Raw genomic sequence first — 22,748 nt, 5'->3', positions numbered from 1 at the left:
TCAATCGAGCGACACGTTGGCCTTGCGGATCACGTCGCCGAAGCGCTGGCTCTCCGCCTGGATGAACTGCGTGAACTGCGGCCGCGTGGTGGGGAAGGGCTCGTAGGCGAAGCTCTTGAACTTCTCCTGCACCTCGGGCGCCTTCAGCGCTTCCTCCACGTCGCGGCGGATCTTGTCGGTGACGGTTGCCGGCAGGCCCGGGGGCACGGCCAGCGCGTTCCAGCCCGTGACCTCGAAGCCCTTCGGCCCGCCCGATTCGGCCACCGTGGGCACGTCCGGATACGAGGCCGAGCGCTGCGGCGCGGCGATGGCCAGGAAGCGCAGCTTGCCGCCGCGCTGCAGCGGCCCGGCGGTGGCGGCGGTGCCCAGCGCGAAGGCCAGGTCGCCCGTGGACACCGCGCTGTAGAGCTGGGTGGTTTCCTTGTAGACCACGTGCTCCATCTGCGTGCCGGTGATCGACTCGAACAGCTCCGAGCCCAGGTGCACCGGGTTGCCGACCGACCAGGAGCCGTAGTTCAGCTTGCCCGGCTGGGCCTTCGCATCGGCGATCAGGTCCGCCACCGACTGGTAGCGGCTGGTGGTGCCCACGGTGAAGAAGAAGTAGGCCTTGAAGAGCGGCAGCAGCGGGTCGAAGTCCTTCACCGGGTCGTAGGGCAGCTTCTTGAACAGGCTGGGGTAGGCGGCCAGGTGGACGTTGTCCAGCACGATCATGTCGCTGCCGTCCTTGGCGCCGCGCTTGAAGGCGTCGATGGCGATGAAGCCGTTGCCGCCCGGGCGGTTGTCCACCGTCACCGGCTGGCCCCAGGTGCGCGAGAGGCGATCGGCCACCAGCCGCGCCACGCCGTCGGGCCCGCCGCCCACCGGGAAGGGCGTGATGATGCGCACCGGCTTGGTGGGCCAGGCGGCCGGGGCCTGCGCCTGGCTGGCCAGGGGCAGCGCGCAGGCGGCGGTGGCGGCAAAGGCCAGCAGCGTGCGGCGGGCGAGGGAGGTCGGGCGGTTCTTCATGGCTTTTTGTCTCTCTTTATGGGAATGAATAGGAAAGGCCAGGGAAAGGGGAACGCGGCGGGTTTCGCCACCGTCAGTCGATGGACCTCAGTCGATGTACTTCAGGCCCGCCGCCGCGAGCGGCTCGCGCATCTTGTACATATCGAGGCCCAGCACGCCCGAGGCCAGCTTGGCGCGCTTTTCGCCCTCGAAGGATTCGCGCTTCTGCGCGGCGGCCAGCGTTTCCACGGCCCGGGCGGCAGGTACGCAGACCACGCCGTCGTCGTCGGCCACGATCACGTCGCCGGGCGTGACCAGCATGCCGGCGCACACCACCGGGATGTTCACCGAGCCGATGGTGGCCTTGATGCAGCCCTTGCTGCTGACGCATCGGCTCCAGACGGGAAAGTCCATCTCCTTGAGCGTCTTCACGTCGCGCACGCCGGCGTCGATCACCAGCGCCCGCGCGCCCCGCGCCTGGAAGCTGGTCGCCAGCAGGTCGCCGAAGTAGCCGTCGGTGCATTCGGCGGTGATGGCCGCCACCACGATGTCGCCGGGCTGGATCTGTTCGGCCGCGACGTGCAGCATCCAGTTGTCGCCCGGGTGCAGCAGCACCGTCACGGCCGTGCCCGACACCTGCGCGCCGGGGTAGATCGGGCGCATGTAGGGCTTGAGCAGGCCCACGCGGCCCATGGCCTCGTGCACCGTGGCAGAGCCGAGCGCGGCCAGGCCGTCGGCGGCGGCGCGGTCGGCGCGCTGGATGTTGCGATAGACGACTCCGAGTTCGTACATGGCTGGTTTCTCCGTTTTCGTTGGCGGGGGCAGTCCGGGACTCGAAGGGCTCAGAGGCCCTTGGCCTTCAGCTGCGCGTCCAGGCGCGGGAAAACGCGGCGCGCGTTGCCTTCGAAGACCTGGTAGCGCTCCTCGTCGCTCAGGTTGGCGGTGGCGTTCACGTAGCGCTTGGTGTCGTCGTAGTAGTGGCCGGTCTGCGGGTCGATGCCGCGCACGGCGCCGATCATTTCGCTGGCAAAGAGGATGTTCTTGACCGGGATCACCTTGGTCAGCAGGTCGATGCCCGGCTGGTGGTAGACGCAGGTGTCGAAGAAGATGTTGTTCAGCAGGTGCTCTTCCAGCAGCGGCTTCTTCATCTCCTGCGCCAGGCCGCGGAAGCGGCCCCAGTGGTAGGGCACGGCGCCGCCGCCGTGCGGAATGACGAACTTCAGCGTGGGGAAGTCCTTGAACAGATCGCCCAGGATGCACTGCATCACGGCCGTGGTGTCGGCGTTCAGATAGTGCGCGCCGGTGGTGTGGAAGCACGCGTTGCAGCTGGTGCTCACGTGGATCATGGCGGGGATGTCGTACTCCACCATCTTCTCGTAGATGGGGTACCAGTGGCGGTCGGTCAGGGGCGGGCTGGTCCAGTGGCCGCCGCTCGGGTCGGGGTTCAGGTTGATGCCCACGTTGCCGTACTGCTCCACGCACTTGACCAGCTCGGGGATGCAGGTCCTGGGATCGACGCCGGGCGACTGCGGCAGCATGGCGGCGGGCACGAAGTGGTCGGGAAACAGCTGCGCGACGCGATGGCAGAGCTCGTTGCAGATGGCGGCCCAGGTGCTGGAAACCTCGAAGTCGCCGATGTGGTGGGCCATGAAGCTCGCGCGCGGGCTGAAGATGGTCAGGTCGCTGCCGCGTTCCTTCATCAGGCGCAGCTGGTTGCTTTCGATGGACTCGCGCAGCTCGTCGTCGCTGATCTTCAGGTCGGACGGGCGGGGCCGGGCGGACGGGTCCTGGATGCCCGCGATCTGGGCATTGCGCCAGTTCTCCAGCGCCTTGGGCGCGGTGGTGTAGTGGCCGTGGCAGTCGATGATCATGGTGCGGGGCGCTCCGTGGGAATGGGAAAGAAAGACAAGGGAAAAAGGGGGTGGCCGAGGGTCAGGCCGGGTCCATGCCCTGGCGGCGCTTGGCGTCGGCCGTGGCGGGCGAGGCCAGGAAGGCCAGCAGGTCGCGCGCGGCCGCCTCCTGCGCGGCGCCGGCCACCACGGCGGCGCTGAAGACGGTGGTGATCTGCACCGCGTCGGGCAGCGGGCCGACCACGTCGATGCCTTCCAGGTGCAGCAGTTCGCTCAGCTGCTGAAAGCCCAGCGCCACCTCGCCGCGCGCCACCAGGGTACCCACGGGCGTGCCGGCCGGCGCCTGCACGGTGCGGTCCTTCACCACGTCCGCGATGCCCCAGCGCTCGAACAGCTGCTGCAGCGCCACGCCGCTCGGGCCGGTGGAATAGCCGATGGTGGGCGCGGCCAGCACGGCCTCGCGCAGCTGGGCCTCGGTGCCGATGGCCGGGTGCGGCGCGCCGGCCGGCACCGCCACGGCCACGCCGGAGCGCACCAGCGGCGTCACGCTGCCGGGCACGATGCGGCCGGCGGCCTCCAGCTTGGCGATGGCGTCGGAAGCCAGCACCACCACGTCGAAGGGCTCGCCGCCTTCGCGCACGCGCCGGGCGGCATCCACGCCGCCCACCGATTCGATGGCGGCCTCGCCACCCGATTGCTGCTGCCATGCGGCGATCAGCTCGGCCAGCAAGGCCCGGGTGGCCATGGATGAAATACCGCGAAGAACCGGGGGGGTGGACATGTTGAGGCGTGTCTCCGTGCGAGTGTTTGTTGTCATGGACCGGGCCTGTGCAGGTCTGCCTGCCCGCTCATTCCAGTCCGTTCGGGCCGAGCTGGGCCTGCCCTGAGCTTGTCGAAGGGTCGAAGCGAGGGCAGTCACCCGGCACGGCGTCAAGCCGGCTGGCCTGGGCTCGGGAGCCAGGCAGCCCGGCACTGCAGGCGTTGGCGCATTCTTGCGCGCCCTCCGGCCCCTGCACACTGGCATGGCCCGCTATCAGCTAGAGCAAACCGGCATAACATGGAGGCAGTTATATGACTTTTCAGGGTTAACCCCAGGATTTGGAGCACGCCGGGGCGGGCTGCCCCTTTTTTCATCCATGGATCTCAAGCAAATCGAATACTTCGTGCGTGTGGCCGAGCTGGGCAGCTTCACCCGCGCCGCGCTGGCGCTGGCGGTGGCCCAGCCCGCGCTGAGCCGCCAGATCCGCCTGCTGGAGGTGGAACTGCGCCAGAACCTGCTGCTGCGCAACGGCCGGGGCGTGACGCTGACCGACGCCGGCCAGCTGATGCTGGAGCACGGCCGGGGCATCCTGCACCAGGTGGAGCGCGCCCGCGAAGACCTGGGCCGCGCACGCGGCGCGCTCACCGGGCGCGTGAGCATCGGCCTGCCGCCCAGCCTGGCGCGGCGGCTCACGGTGCCGCTCTCGCGCGCCTTCCGCCAGCGCCTGCCCGATGCGGCGCTGTCGATCAGCGAAGGCCTGTCGGTGCAGATGCAGGAATGGCTGCAGACCGGCCGGCTGGACGTGGCGCTGCTCTACAACCCGCCCACCTCGCCCGAGTTGGCCGCCGAGCACCTGATGGACGAGGAACTCTTCGCCATCGCCCCGCGCCCGGACACCCGCCCCGGCACAGGCAGCGGCGGCACCGAGTCGCCCATGCCCCTGGCCACTCTGGCCACGCACCCGCTGGTCGTGCCCAGCCGGCCCAACGCCCTGCGCATGCTGCTGGAGCGGCGCATGGCCGACATCGGCTGCACGCCGCGCATCGCCATGGAGATCGACGGCGTCTCGGCCATCCTCGACCTGGTCTCCGAAGGCGTGGGCTATGCCGTGCTGCCCGGGCACGCGGTGCGCGCCTCGGCCCATCCGCAGCGCTACCTGCTGCACCCCATCGACGCGCCGCGCGTGGTGGGGCAGGTGCATCTGGTCACCTCGGCGCGGCGAGCGGCCACGCTGGCGCAGCAGGCCACCATCGCGCTGATCCGCGAAATGGTGTCTGAGCCGCAGACGGGCTGAGAACCCGTTCGCTCATCTTTCGATAGCGCAATGCGCAGTCCAGACAAGCGCTACAGCCCGAAAACGCCTCAAAAATTCACCTCACTGCTGCAGCCCCAGGAAGCGCGCCGGCGGCATGCCCACCGCGCGCCGCACCATGGCGCTGAAGGCGCTGGGGCTGGCGTAGCCCAGCTCGGCCGCGATCTGGTTGACGGGCTTGCGCCCCGCGGCCAGCGCCACCGCCTGGGCCAGCAGCACCTGCTGGCGCCATTGCGTGAAGGTTGTGGATAACTCCTGCCGGAAAAGCCGCGCCACCGTGCGCGGGCTGGCGCCGGTGTCGCGCGCCCATTCGGCCAGCGCCTCGTGGCGGGTCGGATCGGCCAGCACCGCCTCGCACAGATGGCGCAGGCGCTTGTCGCGCGGCAGCGGCACGCCCAGGCGCACGGCGCTGGCGCGGCGCAGTTCTTCGAGGATCAGCGCGCTCAGGTGGCGCTCTCGGCGCAGCGCCTCGAGCGGCAAGGGCGGGGCGTCGTCGTTCTCGGCGGGCATCTCGCAGACCAGGGCTCGCAGCAGCTCGGACATCTCCAGCACGCGGCACTGGCGCCAGGGCGCCTCGTCGGCCCGCGCCACGCCGGGGCCGCAGCGGCCGCGCGGCTGGTGGAAGTAGAGCGTGCGCAGATCGGCGTCCTCCACCATGGTCACCGCATGCTCCACGCCAGGCGGAATCCACACCGCGCGCGAGGGCGGCACGATGTAGGTGCCGCCTGCCACCGTCAGCCGGATCACGCCCTGGGTCGAGATCGCCACCTGCGCCCAGGGATGGCTGTGCGGCATCACCTGCGTGTCGGCGCTCAGCGCGCGCACCTTGGCCCGCACCGGCCGCGCCGCGCTCGGCACGAAGAGGTGTGGCGTGAGCGAATCGACGTAGGACAGGGGCCGCGCGCGCGGCCGGGCGGCGGGTGGGCGCAGCAGCAGGGCGGTGTTTGGCATTTTCTCGACAGAGTTTGGCCGGCTATCGTAATTCGGACGCGGCCCCCCTGCCTAAGATCGCCGCCATGACATCGATCAACCCACCCACCGCCGAAGCCACCGCCACGCTGCGCGAAGACGCCCGCACCATCGGCCTGATCGGCTTGGCGCACGGCTCCTCGCACTTCTTCCACCTGCTGCTGCCGCCGCTCTTTCCCTTTCTCATCAAGGAATTCGGCTTCAGCTATTCCGAGCTGGGCCTGCTGGTGTCGGTGTTCTTCGTCATCTCCGGCGTGGGCCAGGCGCTCTCGGGCTTCATCGTGGACCGGGTCGGCGCGCGGCCGGTGATGTTCTTCGCGCTCTCGTGCTTCACGGCGGCCGGGGTGGTGGCCAGCCTCGCCACCGGCTACTTCGGCCTGATGGCCGCCGCCGCGCTGGCGGGGCTGGGCAACGCGCCCTTCCATCCGGTGGACTTCACCATCCTCAACAAGCGCGTGTCGGCCCAGCGGCTGGGGCACGGCTTCTCGGTGCACGGCATCTCGGGCAACCTGGGCTGGGCGACGGCGCCCATCTTCATGGCCGGCATCACCGCCGCCACCGGCTCCTGGCGCACGGCATGCCTGTGCGGCGGCGTGCTCGCGGCCCTGGTGCTCACGGTGATGGTCATCAACCGCGACGCGCTGGACGACCGGCGCGGCACCGCCGGTGCGCAGGCCGGCGCCAAGCCCGCGCCCGGCGCCACGGCCGAGCACCCCATGGCCTTCCTCAAGCTGCCCTCGGTGTGGCTGTGCTTCTCGTTCTTCTTCTGGACCACCTGCTCGCTCAGCGTGATCCAGAGCTTCGCCAGCCCCACGCTGCAGAAGATGTACGGCCTGCCGCTGTCGGTCACCTCCCTGGTCGTCACCGGCTACATGCTGTGCGGCGCCGCCGGCATGGTGGTGGGCGGCTTCCTGGCCGGCCGCGTGGCGCGGCTGGAACGCACCATCACCGTCTGCATGCTGACCACCGCCGCCATGCTGGTGGTGGCCGGCACCGGCTGGCTGCCGGGCATGGGCACGATGGTGCTGGTGGCGCTGGCCGGCGTGGGCACGGGCCTGGCAGGCCCCTCGCGCGACATGCTCATCAAGCGCGCCGCGCCTCCCGGCGCCACCGGCCGCGTCTATGGCACGGTGTATTCGGGGCTGGACCTGGGCTTTTGCACCGCCGCCCCGGTGTTCGGCGCCATGCTCGATGCAGGCATGACTTCGGGCATCTTCTACGGCTCGGCCGCCGCCCTGGTGCTGGGCGTGGCATCCGCCGGCGTGGTGGGCGTGGGCGTGGCAGCACGGGCGGCGCAGCAGCGGGCTGCTGCTACGGCGGCTGCTACTTAGTTTTTTCCGGCGCCACGCGCCGGCCCTGGGCATCGACCACCGGCTCGCCGTCTTCCTTGGCGAAGGCGCCGCGCTGCGGCTGGGGCAGGATGTCCAGCACCCGCTCCGAAGGCCGGCACAGCCGCGTGCCCAGCGGCGTGGCGACGATGGGCCGGTTGATGAGGATGGGGTGCTCCAGCATGAAGCCGATCAGCGCCTCGTCGCTCCACGTCGCATCGTCCAGGCCCAGTTCGTCGTAGGGCGTGCCCTTGCGGCGCATCACCTCGCGCACCGGCAGGCCCATGGCGGCGATCAGCGCCTCCAGCGTGGCGCGGTCGGGCGGGGTCTTCAGGTATTCGACGACGGTGGGCTCTTCGCCCGAATTGCGGATCAGCGCCAGCGTGTTGCGCGAGGTGCCGCAAGCAGGGTTGTGATAGATCGTGATGGAAGCGGCCATGGTGCGAGGCAGAGAAGAAGGATCGGGGTGGAACGGGTTCACGCAAAGAGGCTGAGGCGCAGCGCCAGCGCGGCCAGCGCCACGGCCAGCACCGGCAGCGTCAGCACCGCGCCCACGCGCAGGTAGTAGCCCCAGGTGATGGTCGTGCCCTTGCGGGCCAGCACATGCAGCCACAGCAGCGTCGCCAGGCTGCCGATGGGCGTGATCTTCGGGCCCAGGTCGCAGCCGATGACGTTGGCATAGACCATGGCCTCCTTTACCGACCCGGCGGCCGAGGACTGGTCGATGGACAGCGCGCCCACCAGCACCGTGGGCATGTTGTTCATCACCGAAGACAGCCCCGCCGCGAGGAAGCCCGTGCCGAAGGCCGCGCCCCAGACGCCGCCGCGCGCAAAGCCGTCGAGCACGCCGGCCAGGTACGAGGTCAGCCCCGCGTTGCGCAGGCCATAGACCACCAGGTACATGCCCAGCGAGAAGACCACGATCTGCCAGGGCGCGCCGCGCAGCACCCGGCCCACGCCGATGGCATGGCCGCGCCAGGCCACGGCCAGCAGCAGCGCCGCGCAGACCGCGGCCACGGCGCTGATCGGCACGCCCAGCGGCTCCAGCGCGAAGCAGCCCAGCAGCAGCAGGGCCAGCACCACCCAGCCGGCGCGGAAGGTGGCCACATCGCGCACCGCCTCGGCCGGTGCCTTCAGCTGGCGCAGGTCGTAGGCCGCGGGCAGGTCGCGGCGGTAGAAGAGGTAGAGCACGGCCAGGCTGGCGGCGACGGAGGCGAGATTCACTGGCACCATCACCGCCACGTAGTCGCTGAAGCTCAGCTGGAAGAAATCCGCCGTGACGATGTTCACCAGGTTGGAGACCACCAGCGGCAGGCTGGCCGTGTCGGCGATGAAGCCCGCCGTCATCACGAAGGCCAGGGTCGCGGCAGGCGAGAAACCCAGCGCCAGCAGCATCGACATGACGATGGGCGTGAGGATCAGCGCCGCGCCGTCGTTGGCGAACAGCGCCGACACCGCCGCGCCCAGCAGCACCGTGAGGCCGAAGAGCCGCGCGCCGCGGCCGCGGCCGCGGCCCCAGCGGGCCACGTGCAGCGCGGCCCATTCGAAGAAGCCCGCTTCGTCCAGCAGCAGGCTGATGGCGATCAGCGCCACGAAGGTCGCGGTCGCGTTCCACACGATGCCCCAGACCACCGGCACGTCGGCCAGGTGGACCACGCCCAGCGCCAGCGCGGCCAGCGCGCCGGCCGATGCGCTCCAGCCAATGCCCAGGCCGCGGGGCTGCCAGATGACCAGCGTCAGCGTGGCGAGGAAGATGCAGAGGGCGGCGATCATGGGTGGCTCAGTTTTTGCGGGAAGAAGAGAACGAAGGAGCGCAGGCGGCAGCGCCCGACAGGCTGGCGCTGCACGGCACGCCGGCACAGCAGTTGTCGGTGAGAAAGCCCAGCAGGCTGTCCATGCGGTCGAAGCTGGCACGGTAGATGAGGTGGCGGCTGGCGCGCTCCTGCGACACCAGTCCCGCCTGGGCCAGCTCCTTCAGGTGGAACGACAGCGTGGCATTGGCCAGGCCCAGCGCCTCGCCCATCACGCCCGGCGTCAGCCCGTCCGGCCCGGCCACGACCAGGGCCCGGAAGATGCGCAGGCGCATGGGGTGGGAGAGGGCGCCCAGCGTGGCGGAAGCTTCGGTTTCATCCATGCGGCGATGCTACGACATTTCCAGTAATTTGGAAATGATGTGGATAACTCTCCGATGCCACAGCCCTGCCGCGCCTTCAGCGCAGCAGCGCGTAGCCCACGCCGATGGCCGCCACCAGCCCCACCGCGTCGGCGAACAGCGCGCAGGCCAGCGCATGGCGGGTGTGCTTCACGCCCACGCTGCCGAAATACACGGCCAGCACGTAGAACGTGGTTTCGGTGGAGCCCTGCACGATGGCCGCGAGCCGCCCGGCGAAGGAATCCACGCCGTGGGCCTGCATCACGTCGATCATCAGGCCCCGCGCGCCCGCGCCCGAGAGCACCTTCATCAGCCCCACGGGCAGGGCGGGCAGGAAGTCGGTGTTCCAGCCCAGCGCCGACACGCCCGCGCCGATGCCCGAGAGCACAAAGTCCATGCAGCCCGCCGCGCGGAACACGCCCACCGCGATCAGGATGGCGATGAGGTAGGGCACGATCTGCACCGCCACGCCGAAGCCTTCCTTGGCGCCGTCGATGAAGGCCTCGTAGGCATTCACCCGCCGCCACGCGGCGGCCAGCACGAAGAGCATCACCACGCCCAGGATCACGCCGGCGCCCGTGGCGCCGGCCACGCGCGCAGCCTGTTCGGCAGGCAGGCGCGAGAGCGCCGCGACCGCCGCCGCCATCAGCCCGCCCACGGCCAGCACCGGCAGCAGCAGGCGCGGGCGCCAGAGCGGCAGCCGCTGCGCCACGGCCACCGCCAGCACGCCGGCCAGCAGCGAGATGAAGGTGACGATCAGCGTGGGCAGAAAAATGTCGGCCGCGTTGAAGCCCGCGCCCAGGCCCTGCTGCAGCGCCACGCTCTGGCGGATGGCGATGACCGAGGTGGGAATCAGCGTCAGCCCGGCCGTGTTCATCACCACGAACATGATCTGCGCGTCGCTGGCCGCTTCATCGGGCGCGCGCGGGTTGATGGACTGCAGCTCGCGCATGGCCGCCAGGCCCAGCGGGGTGGCCGCGTTGTCCAGCCCCAGCAGGTTGGCCGACACGTTCATGGTCATCGCGCCCTGCGCCGGATGGCCGTCGGGCACGCCGGGAAAGAGCCGCCGCAGCAGCGGCCCGGCCGCACGCGCCAGCAGCGCGATCACGCCGGCCCGCTCGCCCACGCGCATGAGGCCCAGCCAGAGCGCCATCACGCCGGCCAGGCCCAGCGAGATCTCGAAGCCCGAGCGCGCGCCGTCGAACAGGGCGGTCATCAGCGCCTGGAAGATGGCGTGCTCGCCCAGCAGCCAGCGCACGGCGGCCGTGGCGAACGCCACCGTGAAGAACCCGATCCAGAGCCAGTTGAGCACCATGGCTCGCGATGGTAGCGGCCCCGCCCGGGCGGGCGCCCGCGTCAGTCGGCGGCCTGGCCGTCTGCCGCGCGGGGCGGCGGCGGGCGCTGCGGATCGGCGGCGGAGACGACGCCGTCGCCGTTGGTGTCCATGCCCTTGAAAGTGCGGCTGGCGACGGCGCGGTCTTCCTCGGGCGTGTAGCGGCCATCCCGCGCGCGGTTCACGATGCGATAGCGCACGTGCGCCTGCTTGATCTGGCTGGCATAGGCCGCATCGGGCTGGCGCCCGTCATCGAAGTACTGCTGCTTCAGCCGCGCTTCGTATTCGGCCACGTACTCGTCCTCGCTCAGCCCGCCGTCGCCATTGGTGTCGGCGGCGCGAAAGCGCTGCGCGCGGATCGCGTCGTACTCGGCGCGGGTGACGCGGCCGTCGCGGTCGGCGTCGAAGCTGCCCAGGAAGGCGTCAATGCCGTGGCCGCCCGCGGGGCGCGCGGGCTGGCCGGCCAGCGGCGCGGCAGCAGCGCTGCTGCTGCTGCTGCTGCTGCTGCTGCTGCCAGGAGAGGAGGGTGCCGGGCCGGTGGCGCAGGCGGTCAGCAAGGCCGTCGCGGCGGCGGCCGTGCAGAGCAGGGCGGTGGGGCGGATCAGAAACATGGCGCTGTTTTCCTCGAACGTTGTGGATGACAAGATTGGATGAGTGGCGAAAGGAGCCGTGGATGGGGATCAGAAATCCACGCTCAGCCCCACGGCATAGGTGCGTCCCGGCGCGGTGGACAGCGCGATCTGCTGGCGGTCCTGCGCGGAGGCCGGTTGCAGGCTGCGGCTGTTGGAATACGACCAGTAGCGCTTGTCGCCCAGGTTGTAGATGCCCGCGAACCAGCGGGCATGCCGCGAGATGCGCCAGTAGCCTGCCAGGTCCCAGCGCGCGAAGCCCGGCACGCGGAAGAGTTCGGTGGTGGCGGGGGCCAGCGTGGCGCCGGGGTTGTTGCTGAAGGCGTTGCGGTTGGTGGCCTCGGCCTGTTTGCCGCGCACCAGCGTGCCGGTCAGGTTCAGGCCCCAGGCGCGCTGCGGCGCGTCATAGCCCACCCCCACGACGGCCTTGGCCGGCTGCACCGTGTCGAGCGCCACGTCGCCGTCGCCCGCATAGCCCGAGCGCGAGGTGCCGCGGCTCCAGCCCAGCGCCCAGGTGCTGTAGAGGCCGCGCGCGGCGGGCGCCCAGGTGCCGTGCTCCAGCCGCGCGCTCAGCTCGGTGCCGTAGATGGTGGCCGCGTCGCGGTTGCTGGCCTGGTAGAGGATGTTCAGGCTGCGCTGGATGTTGACGAACTTCTCCGGGTTGTTGGCGCGCGTGTAGCGGGTGTAGGCGATGAAGTCCTGATAGCGCGTGTAGAAGGCCGAGGCCGTCAGCGTCACGCCTGGGGCCGGCGTGCCTTTCACGCCGACGTCGAAGGCGTTGCTGGTTTCCTTCTTCAGATCGCGGTCGCCCAGCAGCGCGTAGCTGCCGCCGCCGCCGTTCCAGTAGCCGAAGCGCTCCGCGTTGCTGGGCTCGCGCCCGCTGCGCTTCCACTGGGCATAGGCGGTGAAGCCCGGCTGCAGGTCGTACAGCACGGCGAAGCTGGGGCTGACGATGGTGTGCGCCGGAGCGTTGCCGTACATCGCCTCCAGCTCGGCCGGGGTGATGCGCGTGTTGCCGAAGCCGGACGCGTTGCGGATGCGCGCGTCGATGCGGTCCACCCGCAGCCCAGGCACCAGCGCCAGCCGCCGGCCGCCGGCCGCCCACGGTGACATCGGCGGTGTCTTCCACGAACACGCCGGTGCGCTGCGTCAGCGTGTCGGGAAACGGCTGGCGCGTGGCCGAATCACTGGTGGACTCGAACGGGTGATCGTTCCCGGTGCGCGAATGGTTGAGGCCCAGCTTGACCTGGTGCGCGCCAAAGCGCTTGTCCGCCACGCTGGAAAAGCCCGCCGCATGCGTGGTGTTGCGCGACAGGTCGGTGTCCACCTTGCCGTCCGCCAACGCCGTGGTGCGGGTCAGGTCTTCCATGTCGGTGTTCTGGAAGAAGACGCGGGTGTTGAGCTGATCCAGCACGGGGCTGCCGGCGGGCGTCCAGGTGTGGTCGGCGTAGACGGTGTTGCGCGCCGTGTCGGCGTCCTGCCGAGCGCGCCCGCTCACCGCCGTGGCGGCCTGGTTCCAGGCGTCGAAGGCCGAATCGTTCTGCTTGCGGTAGAGGTCGGCGGCCAGCTCCAGCCGGTGCTGCGGCGATGCGCGCCACACGCCCTTGAGCAGCAGGGCGTCGGAATGCCAGTCCTGTGGAAAACTGTCCGTGCCGCTGCCGCCGTGGTTCCCGGTCTCGTGGCCGTCGCGGCGCGCATAGCGCACCAGCGCGCTCACATCGCCCGCGAGGCCGGCGGCGGTCGCGCCCTTGCTCCACGTGTCGCTGGCACTGCTGTAGCCCAGCTTGGCGCCGGCGTAGAACGGTTTTTGCGCGCTCACGAACGCGTCGGGCGACAGGCTGCGAAAGCTCACCGCGCCGCCGATGCCGCCGGCCGTGCGCTGCGCGTTGGTGGTGCCCGAGAGAATCTCCACCGACGAGTACATGTCGGGGTCGATGAAGTCGCGCCCCATGCCGAAGCTGCCTTCCTGCGCCCGGTTGCTCATCGGCGCGCGGCCCACGGCGTCGGGCATCTCGATGCCGTCCACGTCCAGCCCCACGCGGTTGCCCTCCACCCCGCGGATGTTGAAACCCGTGGTGCCGCCCCGGTCGTAACGGCTCGCGCCGCGTGTGGCGCCGGTCACGCTGCCGGGCGCCTCCACCAGCGGCTGGTAGCGCATGACGTCGCCCATGCCGGTGGCGCCGGTGTTCTCGATGTCGTCCTGGGTGAGGACCGTGCGCGTGCCGGCCTCGGGCCGCTGCGCCTCGCCTCGCACGTGCACTTCCGGCAGCACGCGCACGGGTGGTGGCGCAGGCGTTGCCTGCACCGGCGGCGGGTTCTGCGGTGCCGGCGACTGGGCCAGCGCGGTGCCGGGCAGTCCGATGCCGAACGCACAGCCGCAGGCCAGCGCGGCCGCCGACGCACAACGCGAAAGTGGAAAACGAAGCGCGCCGTGGGCGCGCGGGGCAGCGAAGCTGCCCGACTGCGAAATGATGTGGCCCATGCCAGCCCCTCGATGTCGTTGGTGTCGTCTCGCTGGACCGCACCTGACGAAGAAGGGCAAGTGATCTGGCTATCGGGCAGGGACTATAGAGCCGCCGCCGCCCACCCGCGTGCAAGGCATGGGCGGCATCATGGCTATTGGCGCGCTGCCGCCGGCCGGCGTGGGCCACGCCGGGCTCACCGGCTCAGAACGGTGCGTCGTCGTTCTCGCCCGCCGGGGCGGGCGCCGCCGACGCGGCCGGCGCGCCGTCGCCCAACCCCGTGCGGCCCTCGCCGCCCAACCCCGTGCGGCCCTCGCCGCCCAGCGCCTCGATCAGGTCGGGGATCAGTTGCGACAGCTCGCCCGTGGCGATGGCCACGTCGGTGTCGAAGCCGCCGTCGTCCTTGCCCGAGCCCTGGCCTTCGAACACCGTGTCGAGGAACGACACCTTCTTGAGCTGCAGCCCCTCGGTCAGCAAAAAGGACACGCGGTCGTTCCAGGTCAGCGCCAGCTTGGTGGGCAGCTTGCCGGCGTCGATGTGCGCCTGCACTTCCTCGATGTCGAGCGGGTGGCGCGAATAGCGCACCACGGCCTTGGTCTCGTCGGCGCTTTTCAGCTCGCACTCGCGGTCCACGCTGAAACCGGCGGGCGGCTCCTGCTCCTTGAGCCAGTGCGACATGGCGGCCTGAGGGCTGGCCTGCGTGTCCAGCAGCGACACCGACAGGCCGGGCAGCGCCTCGACCAGCAGGCTCGTCACCTCGTCGGCGCGGCCCTGGGAGGACGTGTCCAGCACCAGGAAATGCGCCTTCGGGTCGATCCACACCCACATCGAGCCCTGCTTGGTGAAGGCCATGGGCAGCAGGTCGAGCTTGGCCTCTTCCTTCAACTCCTTCGATTCCTTCTTGCCGGGCTTGCGGCCGGTCTCCTGCTCGATGCGGGCCGCCTTGTCTTTCACCTTGCGCGCCAGCACCGAGCCGGGCAGCACCTTGGTTTCCACCATGAAGCGCAGCACCCAGTGCCCGCCGACCGATTCGGCCATGGGGCCGTGCGCCTCGCCGCGCGGCGGCACCCAGCCGATGGACTTTTCCTGCGTGGCGCCGCACTCGGCGAAAGGCAGCTTGGCGAGCGCCTCGTCCACCTGCGTCAGTTCCGCCTGCCATTCGGGGGCAATGCGGTACACGATCATGTTCTTGAACACGGATTCAAACCCTTTTCAGCGATATCGACTTCAACGGCCGCCATTGTCGGCGCTGCCGGGCGGCCGCTGTGGCGTGCTACGCCCGGTTACCGGCCACGGTCGTGATGTTCTGCATCGGAATCGATAGCAGGAGATGCAGGCGGGGCGGGCGCCAGGGGCGGATCAGGCCGTCCGGCACGGTTCGGCCGGCGGCGCGGCCAGGGTGGCACTGGTGCGTGCGCTACCTGCCGTTGGCACAACTTTACACAGCCACATCATCCGGCCACGCCGGCGATACATGCCGGGCAGACACTGGCTTCCAGGCGCCGGGAACACCACCCCTCCAACCCCCGGCGCTGAAACGCTCCCTCCCGTCAAGACGACGCCCCCCGAAAGGACCCGCATCATGGCAACCACCACCTTCCAACAACGCCTCGCATCCACCACGCTGGCCACGGCCCTGCTAGCAGCCCTGGCGGCACCCGCCTTCGCCCAGCCCGCAGCGCCCGCCGCTCCAGCGCCCGTGACCGCGCCGACCGCCGCCGCACCGGCCGACGCCGCCAAGCCCGCACCCCGCCTGCAGGAGCGCCGTGCCCCCTCGCCCGAAGAACGCAAGGACCGCATGGCCCGCCACGCGGCAGCGCTCAAGCAGAAGCTGCAGCTCACGGCCGCGCAGGAATCGGCCTGGACGACCTACACCGCCGCCATGCAGCCGCCCGCCGCCGGCCCCGACCGCCCGGCTCCCGGCAGCCTGGAAAAGCTGACCACGCCCGAGCGCATCGACCGCATGAAGGCGCTGCGCGCCCAGCATGCCGCCGAAGCCGACCGCCGTGGCGACGCGACCAAGACGTTCTACGCCGCGCTGACGCCCGCCCAGCAAAAGGTGTTCGACGCTGAAACCGCCCGCCACCACATGGGCGGCCCGATGGGCGGCAAGGGCCCGGGCCCCGATGGCCGGGGTGACCCACGCCACGGCCCACGCCATGGCAAGCCGATGACCGGCGCACCCACGGCTCCCGGCGCGCCCTCCGCCACCCCCGCGCCCCAGTAAGCAACCGGAGGTCCCCGTGAGCGCCGCCCCCCGGGCGGCGTTCCCGCTGGCGATTCCCACCTACACCGGGCGGAACGGTGCCCGCCTACAGTGAGTTACACAATTTGTGTACTTCACCGCCCATCGCACCATGTTCACTTCCCTTCGCCGCCTGCCGGTTCAGCGGTTCGCCCCCGTACTGGCCCTGCTGGCCCTGGCCGCGCCGCTGCGCGCCGCAGCGCAAACCGCGGCTTCCAACGACGCCGTCCACAACCCCTCCGTCTACCTGCAAGGCAGCCGGGGCGAACACGGCACCGACGCCATCACCCTCGGCGCCACCCTGCCGTGGAATTCCTGGCGCACCGACCTCTGGGGCAGCGAAGTCCGTGGCCACTGGGACGTCTACGCCAGCCGCTGGTCGTTCGACGGCGAGCCCGGCAGCTACAGCCATTCCTACCTGCTGGGCGTCACGCCCACCCTGCGGCTGCGGCCGGACCAGGGCCGCTCGGCCTGGTTCTTCGAAGGCGGCATCGGCGCGACGGTGGCCAGCAAGCGCTTCGTCACCGACCGCAAGGAATTCAGCACCCGCTTCAATTTCGCCTCGCATGTCGGCTTCGGCGTGAACTTCGGCGAGCAGCGCCGTCACGAGGTATCGCTGCGGGTGCAGCATCTGTCGAACGCCGGCATCAAGCATCCCAACCCCGGCGAGAACCTGGTGCAGCTGCGCTACGGCTACCACTTCTGAGGGCAGCGGCTGTCCAGCCGCCCCCCGCACAGCGCCCAAGGCTCCGCAAGGAGCCTTTTTTTTCGTTCGCCTTTTTTGCACCCGCCTGAACGACCTATGGACAACCATGGGGATTATTTCCGAACAACCGGGCACTTATCCACAGAAGATGGCGGTGCGCCGAAGTTGTTATCGCCCAGACCGCTGCCACTCCCGGGTTGGGGCCACAGGGTTGGCGGCCACGCAAAGCCCTGTCGCCATTGGACAAATGCGCCTTGTCCACAAAAAAACGGCTGCTCTACTACTACTGCTATCTATTTATAAAGCCTTTAGAAGAACAACCGAACTTCAAGGCCGCGCCGGTTCCGCAGGCCGATGGGAGCGGCGGCCGAGAAAGGGCGGGCGGGAAAACAACGCGACCCGTTCGGGGCGGCCCGCAAAAGAAAAAAGGGGGATTGCTATTTTTTTCATAGCTTTCCGCCCAGATGGAGCAAGCGCCCGGTCCGGAAAACGCGCTGCATCGGCACTCTGCACCCCGATCAGCGCGCGCCCATCGGAGTGCCGGTCAACGGAACAGCCCGCGCGTAAGCTGCGGCGCCGCATCAGCCGTATCAGCCGCATCGCCAGATCTGCCGGCGCGCACAGGCGGCCCAAAACGCGCCGAGGTGGACTCGCGTGCGCCGAGCCCCGCTCGATCCGTCCAAAACCGCCGCGTCAGACAGGAATGGCGGACAAGGCTGGGGACAGTTCTGGCACAACTCGGCGGTTATCCACAGAAAAAGCGCGCGCCTGCGGTTTATCCCCGTTGGAGGTACGGCAGCAGGGCCGGTCGGCCCACACCGTTATCGGGCCGGCAAGTTGCGGTGGCGATTGGATAAAGCCGGGTTATCCACAGAACTGGCCGGTCCTTACTACTACCACTATGGATTTATAGAAAGAAAAGAAGGAATACCAGGGAGAAAGTCCGCAGTCCAGGACGGCCTTGCAGGAAATAGCGCCCAGGAATGAACCTGACGGCTCCGAAAAGGCTGGAGGGTTTTTGGATCTGGAGAGGCTCAGGAAGGCCTCTCAAAGCCCCGGGAAGGGGCTCAAATATCCCGGTCGGGGTGGAGCAAGCGATCGAGAGCATCGGCCGCCAGGGGCCGGCTGAAGAAGTAGCCCTGATAGAACCGGCAGCCCGCCTGCGCCAGACGGTCGCGCTGTTCGCGCGTCTCGACACCTTCTGCGATCACCTGCAGGCCCAGGCTGCGCGACAGCGCGATGATGGTGTCCACGATGGCGGCGTCGTTCGGATCGGTCAGCAGGTCGGCCACGAAGCTGCGGTCGATCTTCAGCTGGTCCAGCGGCATGCGCTTGAGATAGCTGAGCGAGGAGTAGCCAGTGCCGAAGTCGTCGAGCGAGAACCGCACCCCGTAGCTGCGCAGGGCAGACATGGTGGCGATGGTGGTTTCCATGTCTTCCACCAGCAGGGTTTCGGTCAGTTCCAGCTTCAGCTGGGCGGACGGCGCGCCCGTGATGGCCAGCACCCGTGCCACGTCGTCCACGAAGCCGGCGTGGCGGAACTGGCGCGAGCTCACGTTCACGGCCATGGTCAGGTGCGCCAGGTCGGGCTCGTCGCGCCAGCTCGCCAGCATCTTGCAGGCGGTGTGCAGCACCCAGCGGCCCAGCGGCAGGATCAGCCCGGTTTCCTCCGCCAGCGGAATGAATTCATGGGGCGGCACCATGCCGCGCGCGGGCTGGCCCCAGCGCAGCAGCGCCTCCACGCCCACCACATGGCCGTGGTGGTCCACCTGGGGCTGGTAGTGCAGCAGGAATTCTTCCTGTGCCAGTGCGGTGCGCAGGTCGGACTCCAGCGTGGCGCGGGCGCTCACCACCGCCTGCATGCCGGGGTCGAAGAAGCGCAGCGTGTTGCGGCCCGCCGTCTTGGCCTGGTACATGGCCAGGTCGGCCTGCTTCAGCACTTCGCCGACGCTGGTGTGCGCGCCGGTGAAGGGCGCGATGCCGATGCTGGGCGTGCTGCTGTACTGGTAGCCGGCCAGCGCATAGGGCGCGGCCAGCACCGACAGCACCTTCTCGCCGACCTGGCGGGCGTGCCGGGCCAGTTCGTCCGGCTCGGCGCTGAGTTCTTCCACCATCACCACGAACTCGTCGCCGCCCAGGCGCGCCACCGTGTCCACGCCGCGCACGCAGGTGGTGAGCCGCTGGGCGACCTGCTGCAGCAACAGGTCGCCCTTGTCGTGGCCCAGCGTGTCGTTCAGCGTCTTGAAGTTGTCCAGGTCGATGAACAGCACCGCACCCGCCATGTTCCGGCGCTGCGCCATCGCCAGGGCGTGGTCGATGCGGTCCATCAGCAGCATGCGGTTGGGCAGGCCGGTGAGCGGGTCGTAGAACGCCAGCCGCTGGATCTCGCGCTCGGTCGCCTTGCGCTGGCGGATGTCGCTGTTGATGGCCAGCACCGACTCGGGCGCTCCCTGCTCGTCGCACACCAGCGTCCAGCGGCCTTCCACCTCCAGCGCGGTGCCGTCGCGGTCGTATTGCAGGATCTCGCCCGTCCACTCGCCATGCTCCAGCGTCGACTGCGTGGCATGGCGGAAATCCTGCGTGTCCTGGTAGAGCAGGCTTTCGATGGAGCGTCCCAGCACTTCCTGCTGGGTCCAGCCGTACATGCGCTCCGCGCCCTGGTTCCAGAACGTGATGCAGTGGTTCAGGTCGCGCACGATGATCGCGTCGCGCGCCTTGTCCAGCAGCGAGGCCTGCTGGCGGATGCGCGTGTCCGAGCTCTGCCGCTCGATCTCGGCCGCCGCGCGCGCGGCGAAGATCTGCAGGGTGTGCAGCACCACCTCGGGCCGTGCCAGCGGTTCGCGGAACGTCACGAACACCAGGCCCGCCACCTGCCCGGCGTTGCCGGTCAGCTGGTAGCCCACATAGCTTTGCGCCTGCAGGGCGGCGAATGCCGGCACCGCCGCATACAGCTGCGCGGCCTGCGCCGGCACGATGTGGTGGCGCTGCGTCAGCAACGGCTCGCACGGCGTGCCGGCGATCAGGTACTCGAATGCCGGCTGCACCACCCCGTCCTGCACCAGCGCCAGCGTGCGCACGCGCGCCGGCTCGCCGGGCGCGGGCGGCAGCAGGCGCGCCACGCAGGCGACCTGCGCGCCCAGCACGTCGGCCATGTTGCGCGCCAGCTGCTGGAAGAACTGCTCGCCGGTGCCGGCCGACACGGCCGACGCCACCTTGAGCACCATGTCCTGCAGATGCTGCTGCTCGCTGCGGGCGCGCAGGCTCGTGATGCCGAAGGCCACGTCGTTGGCGAGCGACTCCAGCAGCTGCGTTTCCTCCGCGCCCAGGTGCAGCACCTCGGGCGCATAGAGATACAGCACGCCGAAGGTGCGCTGCGCATCGCTGAGCGGCAGGCACACCACGGCGTGGAAGCCGTGCGCGTGCATGCGTTCGAACCAGCCGGTGAAGATGGGGGCGCGGCGCACGTCGCGCACGATCACCGTGCGGCCGCTGCGGATGCACACGCCCGCCGGGCCGAAGCCGCCCGGCGTCTCCCCGTTCCAGCTCAGGTCCAGCTGCTCGACGAACTGATCGTTGTGGCCGGCGTGGGTCACGATCTCGATCGACTGGGCGGCATCGTCGCGCGCCATGCCCACCCAGCCCATGCGGTAGCCGCCGATGTCCACCGCCACGCGGCAGACGGCATGCAGCACTTCCGACTCGGCAGTGGCGCGCACCAGGGTCTCGTTGACGGCGCTCAGCAGCCGCTGGGCGCGGCCCACGCGCGCCAGTTCACGTTCGGCGCGCAGCCGGCCGGTCACGTCGTTGCCCAGCACCTGGCGCGCCAGGCGCCCGGCGAAGTGCGTGCCCCCGGCATACACCTCCATGTCCAGCAGCGTGCCGTCGCGCCGCACATGGCGGCGGTGCGCGGCGAAGGTGCGGGCGTCGGGGGCGATGCCGCGCAGCAGGGTCGCCATGGCTTCGCGCTCCTCGGGCACGGCCAGGTCCAGCATCGTCATCGACCGCAGCTCGCTCTCCGCATAACCGTAGTGCCGCACCATGGCGTGGTTCGCGGCAAGGATGCGCAGCGTGCCGCATTCGTACACCCACATCGGCTGCGGATGGTCGGCGAACAGCGCGCGGTACTGCTGCTCCGAGGCGCGCAGCCGCGACTCGACGTCGCGCAGCTGCAGCGTGCTGGCCAGCGAGTCGGCGAGCGTCTGCAGCAGGCCGGCATGGCGCGGAGTGAACGTGCCCTCGCGCCGGGCCAGCACCCGGAGCCGGCCCGGTACCTCCTCGCCCGCCCGCACGGGCACGGCGAGCCAGCACGCGCCGCTGGCCGGCCCGGTTTCCAGCTCCGCCGTGTCGCCCATCGCCGGCCCCAGGCCAGGCACGCTGCCTTGGGCGCGAACGCAGGTGCGCAGCCGCTGGCCGTCGCGCAGATCCACCACGGCGGCATCGGCCTGCGTGAGCGCCATCGCGGCGTCCGCGGTGAGCTGCAGCACCTCGGCGGTGGGGACCTCCAGCGAGGCCATTCGCTGCTGCACCCGCACCAGCTCCGCATGGGCGCGCGCTTCGTGCTGTGCCTGCAGCGCCGCCTGCCGCCGCTCGCTGATGTCGGACATGCCGCCCACCATGCGCACGGCGCGTTGCTGCTCGCCCTCGCGGATGACGAAGCCGCGGTCGCTGACCCAGGCATAGCTGCCGTCGTAGCGGCGGAAGCGGTATTCGTCGGCCCAGGCATTGCCGGTGCCGGCCTGCACCGCGCGGATGCGCCGCAGCACGTCCGCGCGCTCTTGCGGATGCAGTCGGTCCGTCCAGGAGGTGATGTCGGGCGCCAGCAGGTGGCGCGGCACGCCGAACAGGGTTTCTATGCCTTCGCTCCACCACAGCGCGTCGGTCAGCAGGTCCCAGTCCCAGACCGCGTCGGTGGTGGCACGGGCCACGAGGCGGAAGCGTTCGTCGCTGGTGGCCCGTGCGGCCTTGGCCGCATGGCTGTCGCTCACGTCCAGGAAGGTGCCCTGCACCTGGGTGATCTCGCCGCGCCCGTCGCGGACCGCATGGGCCACCAGGCGCACGCGGTAGCTGCGGCCGTTGGGCATGGTCACCGGCATCTGCAGGTCGATGGGGGTGCCGTGCTGCGCACAGGCCTCGAACGCAGAGCGCACCGTGGCCCGCTCCGCTTCCGGGTAGATGGCCAGGCTGGCTTCCAGCGGGGCCTGCAGCAGGGGCAGTTCGTAGGCGGCGGCCACCTCGGGCGACCACGACAGCACCCGGCTGGCCAGGTCCACCTGCCAGCCGCCGACCCGCGCCACGCGCGCCACGTTGCGCATGACCTCGCTCTGCATCTGCAGCTGTGCCAACAGACGGTCGCGTTCCGCCGCCTGGCGGGCCTCGGCATGGTGCGCGCGGCGCAGTTCCAGCAGCAGCATCAGCTGATCCGCCACGGTCCGCAGCGATTCGCGCTGCGGCGCCTGCAGCCCGCGTTCCAGCGTGTCCATCACCGCCAGCGCGCCGATCACCGCCGTGCCATCGGCCGACCAGAGCGGCACGCAGGCGACGGCCCGCACCTGCCAGGGGGGCTGCGCGATGGCATGGCACGCCAGCGTGCGGTGGGCGCGGGCGTTGGGCACCCCGGCGATCCGGGCATGGGGCGCGGCCCGCGCTTCGGCGCGACCTGCGGCACTGCGGGCGAGCGCCCAGAGCGCGGGCGGGCCTTCCAGTGCGGAGCGCGGCAGGCCGTGTGCGGACTTGCACCATTCGATGCCGCTGCCGATGCCGCCTTCGCTGTCATGGCCCGCCGCCGGAGGGCGGTGAAAAACGATGGCCGCCATCGGCATGCCGCAGACACGCGCCGCGAGCCGGGCCAGCTGATCGAATGCCGGATCGTCAGAAGTGTCGGGAATGCCCGGATCGACAGGCCGCTCGGGCCACGCAGGCTGCGTGGGAACGGGCGGCATGCGCATGGTCAATGGCGCGGCGACGCGGCGCGATCCCCAACCCGCAACAGGCCCGGGAGCCATAGAGCGGACAGTGGAT

The 22,748-nt window shown here is 70.1% G+C and carries 18 protein-coding genes and 1 pseudogene; 5 read left to right on the top strand and 14 right to left on the bottom strand.

Going from position 1 to position 22,748, the window contains the following annotated elements:
* The 4 genes from ASF94_RS06170 to ASF94_RS06155 all read right to left on the bottom strand — a co-directional run bounded on the left by ASF94_RS06170 (position 1) and on the right by ASF94_RS06155 (position 3,579).
* Positions 1-1,005 carry a tripartite tricarboxylate transporter substrate binding protein gene (locus ASF94_RS06170; protein ID WP_056663152.1) on the bottom strand — a complete coding sequence of 335 codons (1,005 nt, stop codon included), beginning with the start codon at positions 1,003-1,005 and terminating at the stop codon, positions 1-3.
* An 87-nt stretch (positions 1,006-1,092) separates the two neighbouring features.
* On the bottom strand, positions 1,093-1,776 hold the full coding sequence (ligK, locus tag ASF94_RS06165; protein ID WP_056663149.1) for a 4-carboxy-4-hydroxy-2-oxoadipate aldolase/oxaloacetate decarboxylase: 684 nt from the start codon (positions 1,774-1,776) through the stop codon (positions 1,093-1,095).
* Positions 1,777-1,826: 50 nt separating this feature from the next.
* A complete protein-coding gene (locus ASF94_RS06160; RefSeq protein ID WP_056663148.1) occupies positions 1,827-2,855 on the bottom strand; it encodes an amidohydrolase family protein in 1,029 nt (342 codons plus the stop codon).
* 61 nt (positions 2,856-2,916) lie between these two features.
* Entirely contained in the window at positions 2,917-3,579 is a 663-nt protein-coding gene (locus ASF94_RS06155) for an extracellular solute-binding protein (protein WP_056663146.1), read from the bottom strand.
* Positions 3,580-3,970: 391 nt separating this feature from the next.
* Between ASF94_RS06155 and ASF94_RS06150 the strand changes: the two genes are divergently transcribed.
* Complete coding sequence (locus ASF94_RS06150; RefSeq protein WP_056663144.1) at positions 3,971-4,888, top strand: LysR family transcriptional regulator; 918 nt, start codon at positions 3,971-3,973, stop codon at positions 4,886-4,888.
* 81 nt (positions 4,889-4,969) lie between these two features.
* Here the strand turns inward: ASF94_RS06150 and ASF94_RS06145 are convergent, their stop codons facing one another.
* On the bottom strand, positions 4,970-5,857 hold the full coding sequence (locus ASF94_RS06145; RefSeq protein ID WP_056663142.1) for a helix-turn-helix domain-containing protein: 888 nt from the start codon (positions 5,855-5,857) through the stop codon (positions 4,970-4,972).
* Positions 5,858-5,922: 65 nt separating this feature from the next.
* On the opposite strand from ASF94_RS06145, the gene ASF94_RS06140 reads away from it, so the two are divergent.
* Complete coding sequence (locus ASF94_RS06140) at positions 5,923-7,206, top strand: MFS transporter (RefSeq protein WP_056663138.1); 1,284 nt, start codon at positions 5,923-5,925, stop codon at positions 7,204-7,206.
* Here the strand turns inward: ASF94_RS06140 and arsC are convergent.
* The 6 genes from arsC to ASF94_RS21740 all read right to left on the bottom strand — a co-directional run bounded on the left by arsC (position 7,199) and on the right by ASF94_RS21740 (position 12,430).
* Positions 7,199-7,642 (bottom strand): arsenate reductase (glutaredoxin), encoded by a 444-nt coding sequence (arsC, locus tag ASF94_RS06135; protein WP_056663136.1) that lies wholly within the window; start codon positions 7,640-7,642, stop codon positions 7,199-7,201. The two genes, ASF94_RS06140 and arsC, sit on opposite strands and share 8 nt — an antisense overlap.
* A 38-nt stretch (positions 7,643-7,680) precedes the next feature.
* On the bottom strand, positions 7,681-8,976 hold the full coding sequence (locus tag ASF94_RS06130) for an arsenic transporter (RefSeq protein ID WP_056663134.1): 1,296 nt from the start codon (positions 8,974-8,976) through the stop codon (positions 7,681-7,683).
* 7 nt (positions 8,977-8,983) lie between these two features.
* On the bottom strand, positions 8,984-9,337 hold the full coding sequence (locus ASF94_RS06125) for a helix-turn-helix transcriptional regulator (protein WP_056663132.1): 354 nt from the start codon (positions 9,335-9,337) through the stop codon (positions 8,984-8,986).
* A gap of 76 nt (positions 9,338-9,413) precedes the next feature.
* A complete protein-coding gene (locus ASF94_RS06120; protein WP_056663130.1) occupies positions 9,414-10,670 on the bottom strand; it encodes a nucleoside recognition domain-containing protein in 1,257 nt (418 codons plus the stop codon).
* Positions 10,671-10,711: 41 nt separating this feature from the next.
* The gene (locus ASF94_RS06115; RefSeq protein ID WP_056663127.1) at positions 10,712-11,299 is read right to left on the bottom strand and encodes an EF-hand domain-containing protein; all 588 of its coding nucleotides are present in this window, start codon (positions 11,297-11,299) and stop codon (positions 10,712-10,714) included.
* A 69-nt stretch (positions 11,300-11,368) separates the two neighbouring features.
* Positions 11,369-12,430, bottom strand: a complete 1,062-nt coding sequence (locus tag ASF94_RS21740; protein ID WP_056663125.1) for a TonB-dependent receptor domain-containing protein — start codon at positions 12,428-12,430, stop codon at positions 11,369-11,371.
* A 152-nt stretch (positions 12,431-12,582) separates the two neighbouring features.
* Here ASF94_RS21740 and ASF94_RS21735 point away from each other — a divergent pair, with 152 nt between their 5' ends.
* Entirely contained in the window at positions 12,583-12,723 is a 141-nt protein-coding gene (locus ASF94_RS21735) for a hypothetical protein (protein ID WP_235505282.1), read from the top strand.
* A 506-nt stretch (positions 12,724-13,229) separates the two neighbouring features.
* Here the strand turns inward: ASF94_RS21735 and ASF94_RS21730 are convergent.
* A pseudogene (locus tag ASF94_RS21730) lies at positions 13,230-13,487 on the bottom strand (TonB-dependent receptor plug domain-containing protein); the annotation flags it as partial.
* A gap of 496 nt (positions 13,488-13,983) precedes the next feature.
* The gene (locus ASF94_RS06100; RefSeq protein ID WP_056663120.1) at positions 13,984-14,976 is read right to left on the bottom strand and encodes a recombination-associated protein RdgC; all 993 of its coding nucleotides are present in this window, start codon (positions 14,974-14,976) and stop codon (positions 13,984-13,986) included.
* 385 nt (positions 14,977-15,361) lie between these two features.
* Here ASF94_RS06100 and ASF94_RS06095 point away from each other — a divergent pair, with 385 nt between their 5' ends.
* Complete coding sequence (locus ASF94_RS06095) at positions 15,362-16,006, top strand: Spy/CpxP family protein refolding chaperone (protein ID WP_056663117.1); 645 nt, start codon at positions 15,362-15,364, stop codon at positions 16,004-16,006.
* Between the two features lie 130 nt (positions 16,007-16,136).
* Positions 16,137-16,730 carry an acyloxyacyl hydrolase gene (locus ASF94_RS06090; RefSeq protein WP_056663230.1) on the top strand — a complete coding sequence of 198 codons (594 nt, stop codon included), beginning with the start codon at positions 16,137-16,139 and terminating at the stop codon, positions 16,728-16,730.
* A gap of 1,067 nt (positions 16,731-17,797) precedes the next feature.
* Here the strand turns inward: ASF94_RS06090 and ASF94_RS06085 are convergent.
* Positions 17,798-22,669, bottom strand: a complete 4,872-nt coding sequence (locus ASF94_RS06085; RefSeq protein WP_200933031.1) for an EAL domain-containing protein — start codon at positions 22,667-22,669, stop codon at positions 17,798-17,800.
* Positions 22,670-22,748 lie beyond the last annotated feature (79 nt).

It is taken from the genome of Acidovorax sp. Leaf160 (assembly GCF_001424265.1).
Classification (GTDB): Bacteria; Pseudomonadota; Gammaproteobacteria; order Burkholderiales; family Burkholderiaceae_C; genus Paracidovorax.
Note: the sequence above shows the minus strand (reverse complement) of the source record. Positions and strands in the feature narration are given on the sequence as shown.